The following is a 13,366-nucleotide window of genomic DNA, read 5'->3' on the forward strand; positions in this document are numbered from 1 at the left end:
TCGGCACGCGGCAGGCATGGGAATGGATCGGGAGATGGCGACGTATTACGCGGGCCTGGACTGGGGTGAGCGGCATCACGACCTCGCGGTGGTCGATGACGGCGGGCAGTTGGTGCGCCATGTGCGGGTGACCGATGACGTGGACGGGCTGGCCGAGGTGTTGGCGGTGCTCAGTTCGGTACATCGGGCGCGGCGCGGCATTGCGATCGGGATCGAGACCGGACGTGGGCTGATGGTGGCCGGCCTTCGCCGAGCGGGTCAGCGGGTGGTGGTGCTCAACCCGACGCAGGTCGCCCGCTACCGCAGCCGCCTGACGCCGGGTCGAAAGTCGGACCGGGGGGATGCGAAGCTGCTCGCGCACATTCTGCGGGTCGACGGCGACGCGCACCGTCCGCTGCCGGCGTCGTCGGTCGAGGTGGTCGCGTTGCGGGAGTTGACCCGGGCACACCGCAGCGCCCAGCGCAACGCGCTGTACCTGACCGCTCGGCTGCGCTCGGCGTTGCGGGACTACTATCCGGCGGCGGTGACCGCGTGGGCGCATCTACCCGGCGGGATCGGGCGTGCGGAGGCGCGCCTGGTCCTGGCCGCCGCGCCGACACCGGCCCGCGCCGCCCGGCTGACCTGCCGCCGGTTGGAAACCCTGCTGACCGCCGCCGGCCGCACCCGGCTGATCGCCGCCGAGGCGCAGCGTCTCCACGATCACTTCCGGACCCGGGTGCTACGCCAGCCCGCGCAGGTGGAGGAGGCGATGGGCCAGCACGTGCTGGCGCTGCTGGCTCAACTCGACGCGATGCTGGCCAGCGCTGAGGGGCTGTGGACGCGCGTCGGCGCCCTCGCCGAGGCGCACGCGCACACGCGGATCTACCGGTCGTTCCCGGGGATGGGCCCGCTGTTGGCCGCGCGGCTGCTGGCAGAGCTGGGTGACGATCCGCACCGGTTCGCCTCCGCCCGTAACCTGCGCGCGTTGTGCGCGGCGACCCCGATTACCTGGGCCAGCGGCACGTCCCGGCGGGTCAGCCACCGCCGTAACGCCAACCCGATCCTCGCCGCCACCGGCCACCTGTGGGCGTTCGCGGCGCTGACCCGCTCACCGGGCGCCCGCGCCCTGTATGACCGGCGCCGCGCGGCCGGGGACCGCCACGCCGCGGCGCTGCGACGCCTCTACGCCCGTCTCCTCGGCTGCCTGCACCACTGCCTGCGCCACGGCATCGTCTACGACGAGCAGCGGGCGTGGCCAGAGCGAGAACACCGACCGGCCGCCGGTGAGGTGGACGCCGGGACCACGCCCGACACCTGCTTCCGGGCCGCGAGCCCTCGCGCGGGAACCGGCACCCCGACGTCCGCCTGACTGGCCGCCCTCGGCACGACCAGCCATGGTGCGGTGCGGTGGCCGGTCAGGTGGGAGCCGGGACCACGCCTCAGGAGCACCCCGGGCCCGCGAGCCCCGGCGTGGGACAGGCATCTCGGCGCCCTCCTGACCGGCCACCGCGGACCGGCCTGACCGGACACCCCTTCGACACCCTGAAGGAGAACGTTGCCATGACTGACCTGCATCGGGTCGCCGTGCCACCCGCCGACGACGGCGCGGTCAAGCCCTGGCGCAAACTGCTGACCGGCCTGGACGACGACGAACCCGGCGGCAGGGCCTGCAAGGGTCACTTCCTGGAGCCGGGCGCGGTGTACGAGCTGCCCACCGGGGCGCTGATCGTCGGGTGCGACCGGACCGAGTCCGGCCACCGCACCCGGCTGTGGCGGGTCACCCGCACCGGCGACCTGACCGTCGCGCGGGACTCCCGCTTCGTCACCTACCGTGCGGCGTTCGGGGACAGCGTGCGGCGGACTCTGCGCACCGCCCTGGCCAAGTATCCGCCCGTGCAGCGGACCGCGCCGCGTCTGCTGGTCGCCGCACCGGATCGACCGAACGGTCAGGAGCAGCCGTGCCGCCGATGCCGGCAGAGCGTGCCGGCCGGCGTGGGCCGCCTGGTGCGGGTCGAAGGCCGCACGCTGGTCGAGCACGTTCCCCCCTGCCCACCGGCACCACCGGCGGTCAACCGGTACGCGGGATCCTGCGTGCACTGCGCCGGCTGGCTGAGCCCCGGCGAAGGAATCCTGGTCACCCGGCCGGGTGACACGACGCTGGGCGCCGCTCACGGCACTGACATCCAGGCGTGCCCGCCACCAGAGCAGCGCCGACCCGCGCCACCACGCGCCAACCAGCGACCCGGACCATGCGGGCGGTGCGCGCAAATCGTGCCCGCCGGGGAGGGCGTCTACCAGGACGGGCAGGTCGGCCACCACGGCGACTGCCCGCCCTACCCGGACGGACACACCGGCGCGACGTGGACCATCGCCTACGGCCGCCCCGCCGCCCACACGCCGAAACCCGGGCGGGGATACCGCATCGGGCAGACGCTGCGCGCCACGCTCTACGAACACCGCCACCCGATACCACCGCACACCCCCGGCTACCGGCGCCTGCGCGAACACGCGGTCAGCGCGATCGTGACCGTGCTCGCCGAGTACGAGCCCACCTACTCCTGGGACGAGGACGGCAACGCCCCCCACTCCGACCTCGTCGGCGTCGACGGCTGGTACTTCGAGGCCGTCGTCCGGCCCGCCACCGACGCCGAGGCCGCGCCGCGGCTCGCCGCCGAAGCCCACGCGGCGCATCGCGCAGACCTGGAACACCGCCGCCTGGCACTGTTCGCCTGGAAATACGGGAAGCTGCCGGACTCGTCCCGGCCGGTCCAGCCCGACCTGTCCGGCGCGGTCGAGGTGCCGCTGCGCGCCACGCCCGGCCCGCCGTGGGCCGACGAACTGTACGTCGACGAGGACGACGGCGTGGTCTGGACGCTGGTCGCCAACGGCGCCGACGGCGACGACTTCAGCGTGAACAACGTCGGTGGCGGTATCGCGACCGTCCACCCGCTGACCGCGCCACGGGCCGAGCTGATCGCCGCGCTGCGCGCCGAATACGCGGCGCCGCACCTGGCCCACCGCGCCCAGGTGAGCCCCGAGGCAGCGCAGGCGCTGCTGGACGCCGGCTGGACCGCAAAGCAGGCCGCCGACCAACTCGGCGCGCTCACCCTCGACACCGCCACCGACGTCACCGACCTGCTGCACCACCAGACGCTGCTGGCCGAAGCCGGCTGGCTGACCCGCGCGCAGGCCCACGGCGGCCGGCGGTTCACCCTCACCGACGCCCTGCGGCTGGCCCGCTGCGGGATAGGGCACCGCCGGGCCGCCGCCCTCGCCCAGGCAGGCGTACCCATCGACCAGATGGCCACCAGCACGGCGCCGACCATCCCCGACGACGCCACCCGCATCATCATCAAACCCGCCAGCAGCAGAGGGCCCGCTGTGATCACCGGCAAGCCGGACACCGCCCGCGCCTGGCTCGCCGACCGCCCGAACCACTGGCGACCCGACCTCATCCAAACCGACACCGGCATACGATGCGTGCACGTCGAAGAGCGATCCTCCTGGTCCCTGTGGGACGACGGCTCCCTCGCCGCCAACACCCGATGGATCGACCCGGCCGAACGAGACCAGACACCCCGTACCCTGCACCCGGCGGCGATCACCGCGCTGAACCTCGTCACCAGCACCACCCCGGACAGCCCGATCCGCCAACGAGACGCGTGGCACCCGCTGCGCGACGCGACCGCGCACACCGCCACCACCCTGGACGAGCAATCCCACGACGACCCCGGATCCCGCTTATGGTCAGGCAAGACGCTGCGCCAGCACCACTTCCACACCCCCACCGGGCCGATGACCTGGTGGGAAGTGGAAACCTACGCCGGAGGGTGGAGCGGTGGCGACGCCGACCACCACGAAACCCGCACCGTGTGGCTTGACGAAACCACCGCCCGCCGCCACTTCCGCCACCCCTGACACCCTCTTGCCCGCACCTCCCATCGTCTCGCCGCTGCCCTGTCCGGGCCCGACACGCCAGGGAGAACGTGCATGCGCCCGTGCCCCGTGGACCGGCGATCGTGACAACGAGTGCCGGCAGCTGGTGGCCCCCGGAGCGCGGCGCACGGGGTGGCCTGGTGAAGGAGGCGCCAGCGCCAACGCCCACTGTCGGCATCGAGTGTCGCTGGCTAATCTTTGCTGCCTGGCCTAGAGCACCTGCTCCACCGTACGAACCTCTTCGCCGACAAGGAACTCCGCCGGATCCACGCCGAGTTGCTCACGCTTCGGCGACGCCCAGTAATCGGCATTGGCCGCCTCGAACGACCGATCACCGTCATAAGAGATGACCCAGATGTGTATGCCGCGTCGCCGATCTTGTTGCTGCGGAGCAGAATTCTAAGCTCCTGGCCGGGTACCTCATTGGCTTTTCACGTCGTTTGCGACGCTGCCCCGGATGAACGATATGAAAGGCACGGACGATGCCCAACACGATCCGGCCGCCAGCCGTGTCGCCCGGCTCTGTGGTGGCGGTGGTCGGCACCTCATCGCCGGTGAGCAGCGACGCTTTGATCGGCTCGTCGGCTACCTACCCAGCCACGGCCAGTCGCTGCCGCGCCACCGCCTTGAGCAGCTCCAGGTCGCCGGTGATTCGTATCCTGGCCTGCCCCGTCGCCACCATGCTGTTCGACATCGGTCGGCTCATCGGCGCTCGTTGCCGTCAAGGGACTCTCACGCGCGACAACAGCCGCCGCCGATCGTCGGGTGGGCGAGCTGGATGTCCAACGGCTATAGCGACGGCAGGAGCGCGGAGACGCTGAACAGCCGTGGTACTGCGCCACAGGTGGGCTTCCTGCCTGGGCTCCTGGCCGTTCAGGAAAGTCCACGGCTGGTGGGACGAGGTAAGGGGGCGTCAAGATCGTCGGCCTCGGGCGGTTCGTGTGGTCCGCTGTTGGGACAGCGGCCGGTGGACTGCCGCCGGAGGGTGGGGTCGGGGGGTAACGGCAGGTGGCAGGGTCGACCTGGTCGTGTTGGGTCTCGTCGTGTCGCCTATACCGGCGACCTGAGGTTCCGTAAGGTCTCATCCACGGGACCTGGGGCTGGTGAAGGTGGAGGGGCGGCCTGGGTGGGCCGTAATGGGTGGTCGAGTGGCCGAGTAGGGCCGGTGGGGCGGTGTGTCGGGCCTCGACGCCGCCGGGTTGGTCGGCTGGCCGGCGGCGACGCCGAGGTCCGGGTTGGTGTTGGATGCTGGCGGCGCGTTCGGTGATGCGCTGTGCCGAAGGCTAGATGGTCGGGTTGTCGTGAGTGCGGAGGAATGAACGCCAGGAATCGTGAGTGAATGACAGTGTCGTGTCGGGATTGGTGGAGTTGCGCACTTGGATGGTGGTGGGGTGGCGAGACGTTTCTAGGCAGTTGTGGTGGTCGCATCGGGAACTGCGGGTCCAGACAGGGGAAGTGTTGTGGGATTTTTTCATGGCGATTCTCCTGGGTCACGCGTGGTGCAGCCGTTTGTGGGAGGCGGTGCGGCGTCGGTGAGGCGTCAGCGCGGGCTGGCGGTGGATCGGTGGCGGGCTACCGGACCCACACAATCCTTCACTTACCGTCTTCGGATGCGTCGCTCTGTGTAAGCAGGCTAGCAGGAGGTGACCACTTCAGCCATGAATGTCTGGCCCATTCACCCGATTCAGCGTCCCCGTGCCCGGCCTGATAGCTTTATGCCCTCGGCATCGAGCTGGTGGGCCAAGACGAGTTGCCCTATGCGGGTTTGGCTATTCATTTTGCCTTCTGCATTTGCCGATCGGAGGGCGTGGATATGACGACGAGCGGGCCGGGGCCGACCACGATTCGTCGGCGGATCCGCCTTCTGTTGCGTCAACTGCGAGTCGACCGTGGACAATCCCAGGAGGATGTGTGCCGGGTGATGGATTGGTCGCAGTCCAAGATGGCCAGAATTGAACGCGGCACCACCAACGTCGGCGTTCGGGATCTTCGGGACTTGCTCGAATTCTACGGGGTTGACGACGTCGATGAGGTAGCGCGGCTGCTGAATCTCGCGAGGCTGGCACGTCGGCCTCATTGGGCAGGTACGTATCGCGATTCGGTGCCAGCTCCGTACATGGACTTCATCGGTTACGAGGACGATGCACTCCGTATCAGCCAGTACCATCCATTTGTGATTCCCGGGTTACTGCAGACCGAGCAGTACGCCCGCCTACTGCAGGCCGTGGGGCCGCGGCGTCGTGATGGCGACGAGGTGGCCGAGGCCCGCGTGCGGCTGCGGCTGGACAGACAGCGTCGCGTCTTCGCGCAGCCATTACCCGGCCGGGTGCGGATCGTGCTCGACGAGCGGGCGCTGACCGTCGTGGAGAGCGAGCAGGTCATGCTCGACCAGATCGAGCTGATCCTGTCGCGGCTACCCAACATTGATCTCGTGCTGCTCAGGCGCGACACCGCCTCCGACTCCGTCCTGGTCGGCCCGTTCTCGATGCATGAGTTCGGATCGGAGGCTGATCCAGATGTGGTCTATCTCGACAGTCAGCCCGAGGACGTGGCGCTCGTCGAGGACCCGGAAGTGGTCGCCGGCTACAAGCATGCCTTCGACGACCTGTACGGGCAGGCGGCCTCCGGCGACGACGTACGGCGCGTCCTCGACGCCATAGCCACATCACTGCGTCGAACATCGAGTTAGCCCTCCCGGGAGTGACGGGGACCAGGCACGTCCACCCGGGCCCCCTGAGCGCCGGGCTCGCCCCAGCGCGACCTTCCCCTCGCCGCAGCTGTCGGTGCCCACATCTGCGTGACGGGCTCCGCCCGCCGCTCCGCCCGCCACTCGACCAGCCCGGCCAGCAGCCCGACTAGAACGGCCACCCTCAGATCCTCGATCAGCGTGCCGACCAGTACCGCCACCGCGACTACCGGCCCCGACGAGCCCTGGATCTCGAACAGCGGTACCAGCCACTTATCCCCCGCCCCGCCCGTGGCCACCACCGTCATTTGCGCCGCCGAACTCGCGTCTGCCGCCGACCGGCGGCCCGCCACCCTGCCCGAACGCACCATGCGTGCGCTTCTCCTCTGTCATCGATGACAAGGCAAGATGCAGAGTGCACTTGCCGAACACATCTGCCAGGACGTATCACCCGACATGACTTATGCACTTTACGGCGCAGGGGGCGGGGTAGCGATACCCGACACGCCCACCGCATCGCCTGCCCGTCGACCGCCAGCGGTCAACCCGCCTCAATTGGATCCCCCGTGATGAAGGTGCCCGCGCGCCACTCACCTCCGCCGGTAAACCCGCCGGCCGTAGCCGGCCACACCCTCCCTGTCAGCCCACACGTGGCCAGCCTCTCCAAACCTCGACGGCCGCGAACCCACGCAGACCCGCCGAACGCATTAGCGGGACGGCCCAGCCATCTCGGACGCCGGCACACCCCACCCGGTTCCTTCGAGCAACCGACCGAGCCGATGTCGCCTATCAGACACCCGGTACGCCGGAGGGCGTCCGCCCTGCGCGATACCTCCGTCAGAGTTTGGTGACGCCGGCCGCGACACCGGGCAGCCGGAGCCTCGGCCGGTCGGAACCGTACGCGTCCGCCCGCCAGACGCAGGGACGGCAGCAGGCGCAGCCGTGTCCGACGGTGCGGGGTCGGCTGTCGGTGGGCGTGCCCCGTTTCGGCGGACATCCGAGATCAGGAGCCGGTAGGGCTTCGGGAGGATGTCCAGCATCATGGAGAGCGTGGGGAAGAAGCGATCGAGGCCGAGGTGGGCGTTCACGTCTGAGTTCAAGGCCGAGCTCGTCGAGTTGTGTCAGCGCGGGGACCGCAGCGTCGGTCAGGTCGCGAAGGATTCGACCTGACCGAGACCGCGGTGCGGCAGTGGGTGAAGCAGGCCGAGATTGATGCCGGGACACGCTCGGACGGGCTGATCAGCGACGAGCGGGCGGAACTGGCTCGGCGGGCGTACGCAAGCCGAACCCCGCGGTGGCCTGGCGGGCGGCGGACGCGGCCGGGGTGCCGATCGGCGAGTGGCCGGCCTGACCGCGACAACGGCGGGCCGCGCCGAGCCCAGCACCGTGAGTGATGCTGAGGTTTGGCCAGGGCTGGTGGAGGTTCGGCGTGCTGGCGGACCCGGTCGAACTGCTCGTCCCGGGCCGGGTAGTCGCGGGAGTAGATCCTGAGGGAGTTCTCGGCAAGCCCGCGGGCCTCCTGCCGGCCGCCAAGCCCCGCGAGAACCCGCAGGTGGCTACGCGCGCTGGCCCACGGCGTTTCGGCCATCGCCGCACCCGCACGCCACCATCGCTCGGGGCGCCGCCGATTCGGCCTCCGGCAGCGCCTTTGCGTGTCACGAGACAGCGTCTAGCGTTGGAGGGTGCCGCCTTCGAAGCGCGGTGCGGCCGGGGGACAGGAGGTACAGGTATGTCGACCAATTTCTACCTCCGTACGCCCGACACTCCGGCCGAGAGCGAGGGCATTCACCTCGGCCAGTTAGCTGCCGGCGGTTTCACTTTCCGCGCTCACCCGGAGCGGGGCATCACCGATTACCCCACGTGGCTCGCCCAGCTCAACAGCGGCGAGATCGTCGCCGAGTCCGGTTACACCGTGACCCGCGACGATATGGTCGACATCGCCGCCCGGCGGGCCCGTACTGCGTCCTGGGTCGAGCGCGGCGCCAGCCACTCGGGTGGGGCGGGCTTTGTCGATCCGGACGGGCGGTGCTGGCTGACCGTCAACTTCTGCTGACGCCATACCGGCCGGCATCCTCGATATCCACCCCCGTCGTCTACGTCACCGGCACTGCGATCGACGGCACCCGCCGCTCCGGCTGCTGCTGAAGCGAACTGCGTTCAGGCATGAGCGGATCGCCATCGTGATCGACGTGCGTTCACCGGGTCCGGACGAATACATTGATTCCTATCTAATGTGTCGGATGACTTCGAATGCCTCGGCGGCTTCGGTGCCGACGCGGGCGCCGCGTTCGGCGAGTTGTGCTTGGACTGCGGCGAGTGAGCGGCTGTGGGGGCTGGGCCGCATTTCGGTGTTGTAGATGGTGAGGGCCGCCATTTTGGTGTCGACCGCTGTCGTGGTCAGGGGTTGGTACCAGGTGGGTTGGTAGGTCGTGTGGGGTGACCATTCGGTGGCGGATCGGACTTCGTAGGCGAGGACGGTTCGGACGGGGGTGCCGGGGTGGGGGCGGGTGGCGGCGGCGGTGGCGTGGGCGACGAGTTGGTGGTCGCGGCTGAGGTCGGCGTGGGAGTGGGTGTAGACGGTGGTGGGTGCGACATCGGCGATGGCGGCTTCGATGTGGCGGGTGATGTCGAGCAGTGCCAGCGTGTCGAACCGGTTGTCCGGTAGGTCGGCGGTGCGTAGGTCGGCGCCGTAGAGGGCGGCTACGTCGCGGGCGCAGCGGGCGCGGTGGCTTGCGGTGGCGGTCTGGTCGGCGTCGGGGCGGCTGCTGACGCTGGTGCTGAGGATCAGGATGCAGAGCTGGGCGCCGTGGGCGGCGTGCGTGGCGAGGGTGCCGCCTGCGCCGAGGGTTTCGTCGTCTGCGTGCGCGGCGACGACGAGTATCCGGTCGGGGTGGGATGCCATGTGCCGACGGTAGGGCGGGTGATGGCGGCTGGTGGAGGGGCTCAGGGTGTGAACGTTGTGAAGACGGTTCATCGGCGTTGGGCCGGCGGGCAGGGTGGGAGCAGCCAAGGGAGGAGGGGACGGTGACAGGTGGTGAGGATGGGTTTTGTGTCTGAGGTGTCGGCGGCGGAGTTGTTCGCTGGCACGGGTGAGCACTATGTGCGTCACCGGGTGGCGTACCCGCCGGAGCTGATCGCGCCTGTGGTGGAGGCGACCCGGTGCCTTGCACCGGGTCGGGTCGTCGATATTGGATCGGGCCCGGGAACTGTGGCGCTGGCGTTGGCTGAGTGCGGCGTGCGTGTGGTGGCGGTCGACGCGGCCTGCGAGATGCTCGGTTGGGGGCGGCGGCTCGCTGCCGAAAGGGGGGTCGGAGGCGTCGAGTGGGTCGTCGCCAACGCGGAGCGGCTTGCGTTGCGGCGTGGTGCTGGCCTGGTTGGCGCGACGATCGGTGACGCGTTCCATTGGATGGACAGGGCTGCGGTGCTACGCGGGTTGGACTCGCTTCTCAGCCCGAGGGGAGCGTTCGTTGCGGTGCTGTCTCGGCGGGCTCCCGGGGCGCCGAGGCCGGCGTGGCATGCGGCGGTGCGGGTGGTTCGGGATCGGTATCTGGCGGGGCATGGTGCTGCGGTGGCCCGAGGGTACGGTCGGCGGTTGCGTGAGGGACATGAGGTGGTGCTGCGCCGGTCGGCGTTCGCTGTGGTGACGGAGGTGACCGCGGTGTATGCGGTGGCGTACACGTTGGACGAGGTGGTTGGCCGGCAGTTGTCGAAGGCGTTCAGTTCCCGAGCGGTCCTTGGCGAGCGCCGGACGGTGTTTGAGGCGGACATGAGGGAATCGCTGCTCGCCTTGGAGCCCTCTGGTCGGTTCCGGGATGTGACCTCGGCGCAGCTGCTGTTGGCGCGACGTGGGTGAGCCCGTGCCGGCGGGTTGGCCCGGGGTGAGGGTGCGGGTGGCGCGGCGGCGGGTTGGCGACGGCGTGCGGGTGGGCGCCGGGTCGGTGCTGGTCGCCGACGAGCTGGATCTGGGCGACGGGGTGGTCATCGGGCAGGGGTGTGACCTTCGGGCAGGGCAGTTGCGCCTGGCGGCGCACGTCAGGATCGGTGATGGTGTGCGGGTGCTGGCGGCGGATCGGCTTGTTCTGGGCGAGGGATCGGTGTTGGAGTCTGGTGGTGATGTCGTCTGCCGGGAGCTGGTGGTGGGCGGTTCCACGTATCTCGGCGCCGGCCTGCGGGTGGGCTGCGGGGCGAGCATGGAGCGGGAGTCGGTGGTGACGATCGGCTCGCGGTGTCAGATCGCACCGGAGGTGGTGATCAACCCGACGCGGCCGGTGGTGATCGGGGACGACGTGGGGGTCAGTAGCCGGGTGGCGTTGTGGACGCACGCCTATCACACCGGGCATCCGGCGATTGAGGGGTTCGAGGGGGCATTCGCCGGGATCAGCGTGGGAGACGGGGTGTGGCTGGCCTATGACGTGGCGGTGATGCCGGGGGTGAGCATCGGTGCGGGCAGCATCGTGGCGGCGCGGGCGGTGGTGATCCGGTCGCTGCCGGCTGGTGTGCTGGCGGCTGGGCTGCCCGCGCAGGTCAAGAAGAGGCTGATCGGCGATGGTCCGACGGATCGGCGTGGTTTGGTCGCCGCGCTGCTCGATGCGTGGGGTGAGGCCCTGCGGTACAAGGGGTTGGCGGTGCGGGAGTTGGCGGGCAACTGCTGGGCGGTGGACGACGGCGCCGAGCGGTGGCAGGTGGCGTGGCGGCCGGCGGCCGGGCAGGTGGAGATCGTGGGTGTGCCGGATGACGGGGTGCGGGTCCGGTTCTGTTTCGCCAGCCTGCGCATTGACGGGGTGTTGGATCGGCTCGGTCATGACTTGCGTGACTTCTGCCGCCGCCGGTCGTGGTCGTTCCCGTATGGACGTAACTCGTCACCGATCGTGCCGGCCCGATTCGCTCGGCTGATGGACCAGGGGTTACAGCGGGCCGCCGCCGGTGAGGTAGCGGCGGTGGTCGTCGGTGAGGCGCAGGACGCACCCGGCGGCGGACTCGCGGAGCTGCGCGGGGGTGGTGGCGCCGACTACGGGAGTGACGGGTAGGTCGCTGGAGCACAGCCAGGCCAGGGCCACCTGGTGTGGGGTGGCGCCGAGGGTCCGGGCGAGGCGACGTGCTCGCTGGTGGCGGGCCAGGTTGTCGGGGGTGTGGTAGGTGGCGTGCTGGTAGGCGTGGTGGCGGCCTCCTTCGTGGTGGGGTGTGGTGGCGAAGAATCCGAGGGCGGCGGCACGGTAGGGCAGCACGTGCAGCCGGTGGGTGCGGGCGCAGGCGAGGTGCTCCGGGCTAGCCTCGACCAATTCGGGGTCGGTGGTGGTGCGGCTGCGCCGGGCGAGGCTCCACAGCGGTGCCGTGGCGTGCAGCGGGGCGTGCCCGCTGGCGGCGAGTCGGGTGGCAAGTGCGTCTAGGCGCGCGGGTTGCCAGTTGGACACGCCGATCGCGGTGGTGGTGCCGGTGGTGACGAGACGGTTCAGGGTGTCGGCGAGTTCGTCGACGGGTACCTGCGGGTCGTCGCGGTGTAGCAGGAGCAGGTCCAGGTGTGGGCGTCGGAGCCGGTCGCGGGAGCGATCGGCGCTGAGCAGTAGGCGCGGCGGGGCGAGGTCGGGGCGGCGGGTGGCGGGGTTCAGTCCGGCTTTGGTGGCGACCTGGATGGCGGTGCCGGTGGTGGCCAGCCAGTCACCGATGATTGATTCGGCGTGGTGGCTGCCGTCTGCGTGAGGTCCGTAGGTGGGTGCGGTGTCGATGAGTTGGCCGCCGATGTCGGCGTGGGTGTCGAGGAGGTCCCGGCATCGGTCCGGGGGTAGGTGGCTGCCGAATTCCCAGGTGCCCAGGCCGATGGCACCCCACGGCGGCGGGGTGTTGGTCACGGTCGGGTCAGGGCGTGAGGGCGCAGCGCGGCGCGGGCGTGCAGAGCTGTGGCGATCGCCGGCGGCAGGGGTCGGCGTGGTGGGGTGCCGTAGCGGCTGCGGTAGCGGGCCATGTCGGCGACGAACGTCGTGATTTCGTTGGGTCGCGTCGGGCCGTGGCTGATGCTGCCGCTGCCGGCGGCTGCCAGGACCAGGTGGGCCAGGTCGAGGATGGTGGTGGCGCGGCCCGAGCCGAGGTTGAGCACCGGCGGTGGCGGCTGGGGGTGGAGCAGCACGGTGGTCAGCATCGTCACCATGTCGTCGATGTGGCTGAGGTCGCGGGCCTGTTCGCCGGTGCCGTCGATGGTGAGTGGCTGGCCGGTGAGGGCGGCGTCGAGGAAGGCGGGTACGACAGCGTCTGCCCCTTCGTCGGGTCCGTAGACGTTGTGTAGCCGCAGGCAGGTGATCTGCTGGTCGGGGTGTAGCGCGCGGTGCACGGCGGCGAGGTGTTCGGTGGTGAGTTTCCCGACGGCGTACGGGGAGCGTGGTCCTGGCCGTTGGTGTTCGGCGCAGGGTTGCTGGTCGCGTTGGCCGTAGACCTCGCAGCTGCTGGCTATGAGCAGCCGCTTAGGCCGGGCGGCGGCGCACAGGTCGAGGATGTGCCGGTCGACGGTGATGTTGTGCAGCAGGTGGTCGCTGTTGGTGAAGCTGTCGGGGACGCTTTTGGCCGCGGCGAGGTGCACCACGGCATCGACGGTGTCCAGGTCGGCGAGGGTGAGGTTGCGTACGTCGCGGGTGTCGAGGGTCTGCGGTGGCGGGCGCATCGGCGTGACGGAGAGGTTGTCGACGAGGTGCACCTGGTGACCGGTTTCAGTGAGGCGGTGGGCGAGGTGGCGGCCGATGAATCCGGCGCCGCCGGTGATCAGGACGTGCACGGGAA

The 13,366-nt window shown here is 70.1% G+C and carries 10 protein-coding genes; 5 read left to right on the forward strand and 5 right to left on the reverse strand.

The genetic code is table 11. The annotated features are described in order from the left end of the window. The first annotated feature begins 34 nt into the window (after positions 1-34). The gene (locus tag ACQPYA_RS03970) at positions 35-1,348 is read left to right on the forward strand and encodes an IS110 family transposase (RefSeq protein ID WP_433531275.1); all 1,314 of its coding nucleotides are present in this window, start codon (positions 35-37) and stop codon (positions 1,346-1,348) included. 191 nt (positions 1,349-1,539) lie between these two features. Beyond that, complete coding sequence (locus tag ACQPYA_RS03975) at positions 1,540-3,897, forward strand: hypothetical protein (RefSeq protein ID WP_433531276.1); 2,358 nt, start codon at positions 1,540-1,542, stop codon at positions 3,895-3,897. Positions 3,898-5,198: 1,301 nt separating this feature from the next. Here the strand turns inward: ACQPYA_RS03975 and ACQPYA_RS03980 are convergent. Beyond that, a complete protein-coding gene (locus ACQPYA_RS03980) occupies positions 5,199-5,390 on the reverse strand; it encodes a DUF397 domain-containing protein (protein WP_433531277.1) in 192 nt (63 codons plus the stop codon). 260 nt (positions 5,391-5,650) lie between these two features. Here ACQPYA_RS03980 and ACQPYA_RS03985 point away from each other — a divergent pair, with 260 nt between their 5' ends. Beyond that, a complete protein-coding gene (locus ACQPYA_RS03985; RefSeq protein ID WP_433531278.1) occupies positions 5,651-6,604 on the forward strand; it encodes a helix-turn-helix domain-containing protein in 954 nt (317 codons plus the stop codon). On the opposite strand, the gene ACQPYA_RS03990 is transcribed toward ACQPYA_RS03985, so the two are convergent. Beyond that, the gene (locus ACQPYA_RS03990) at positions 6,601-6,972 is read right to left on the reverse strand and encodes a hypothetical protein (protein ID WP_433531279.1); all 372 of its coding nucleotides are present in this window, start codon (positions 6,970-6,972) and stop codon (positions 6,601-6,603) included. The two genes, ACQPYA_RS03985 and ACQPYA_RS03990, sit on opposite strands and share 4 nt — an antisense overlap. Before the next feature lie 1,358 nt (positions 6,973-8,330). On the opposite strand from ACQPYA_RS03990, the gene ACQPYA_RS03995 reads away from it, so the two are divergent. Beyond that, entirely contained in the window at positions 8,331-8,654 is a 324-nt protein-coding gene (locus tag ACQPYA_RS03995) for a hypothetical protein (RefSeq protein WP_433531280.1), read from the forward strand. A 171-nt stretch (positions 8,655-8,825) separates the two neighbouring features. Here the strand turns inward: ACQPYA_RS03995 and ACQPYA_RS04000 are convergent, their stop codons facing one another. After that, positions 8,826-9,503 (reverse strand): PIG-L deacetylase family protein, encoded by a 678-nt coding sequence (locus tag ACQPYA_RS04000; RefSeq protein WP_433531281.1) that lies wholly within the window; start codon positions 9,501-9,503, stop codon positions 8,826-8,828. Positions 9,504-9,650: 147 nt separating this feature from the next. Between ACQPYA_RS04000 and ACQPYA_RS04005 the strand changes: the two genes are divergently transcribed. After that, positions 9,651-10,454: a class I SAM-dependent methyltransferase gene (locus ACQPYA_RS04005; protein WP_433531282.1), complete on the forward strand. Its 804-nt coding sequence runs from the start codon at positions 9,651-9,653 to the stop codon at positions 10,452-10,454. Positions 10,455-11,505: 1,051 nt separating this feature from the next. On the opposite strand, the gene ACQPYA_RS04010 is transcribed toward ACQPYA_RS04005, so the two are convergent. Continuing rightward, complete coding sequence (locus tag ACQPYA_RS04010) at positions 11,506-12,447, reverse strand: aldo/keto reductase (protein WP_433531283.1); 942 nt, start codon at positions 12,445-12,447, stop codon at positions 11,506-11,508. Further along, a complete protein-coding gene (locus ACQPYA_RS04015; protein ID WP_433531284.1) occupies positions 12,444-13,361 on the reverse strand; it encodes an NAD-dependent epimerase/dehydratase family protein in 918 nt (305 codons plus the stop codon). The genes ACQPYA_RS04010 and ACQPYA_RS04015 overlap by 4 nt, the downstream gene beginning before the upstream one ends. Positions 13,362-13,366 lie beyond the last annotated feature (5 nt).

This window comes from Micromonospora sp. CA-263727 (assembly GCF_050942455.1).
GTDB lineage: Bacteria > Actinomycetota > Actinomycetes > Mycobacteriales > Micromonosporaceae > Micromonospora.

Excerpts from the sequence above, each read along its gene's own strand:
- ACQPYA_RS04000 (WP_433531281.1), bottom strand. The coding sequence starts at position 9,503 with ATGGCATCCCACCCCGACCGGATACTCGTCGTCGCCGCGCACGCAGAC.
- ACQPYA_RS03970 (WP_433531275.1), top strand. The coding sequence starts at position 35 with ATGGCGACGTATTACGCGGGCCTGGACTGGGGTGAGCGGCATCACGAC.
- ACQPYA_RS03980 (WP_433531277.1), bottom strand. The coding sequence starts at position 5,390 with ATGAAAAAATCCCACAACACTTCCCCTGTCTGGACCCGCAGTTCCCGA.
- ACQPYA_RS03975 (WP_433531276.1), top strand. The coding sequence starts at position 1,540 with ATGACTGACCTGCATCGGGTCGCCGTGCCACCCGCCGACGACGGCGCG.
- ACQPYA_RS03990 (WP_433531279.1), bottom strand. The coding sequence starts at position 6,972 with ATGGTGCGTTCGGGCAGGGTGGCGGGCCGCCGGTCGGCGGCAGACGCG.
- ACQPYA_RS03995 (WP_433531280.1), top strand. The coding sequence starts at position 8,331 with ATGTCGACCAATTTCTACCTCCGTACGCCCGACACTCCGGCCGAGAGC.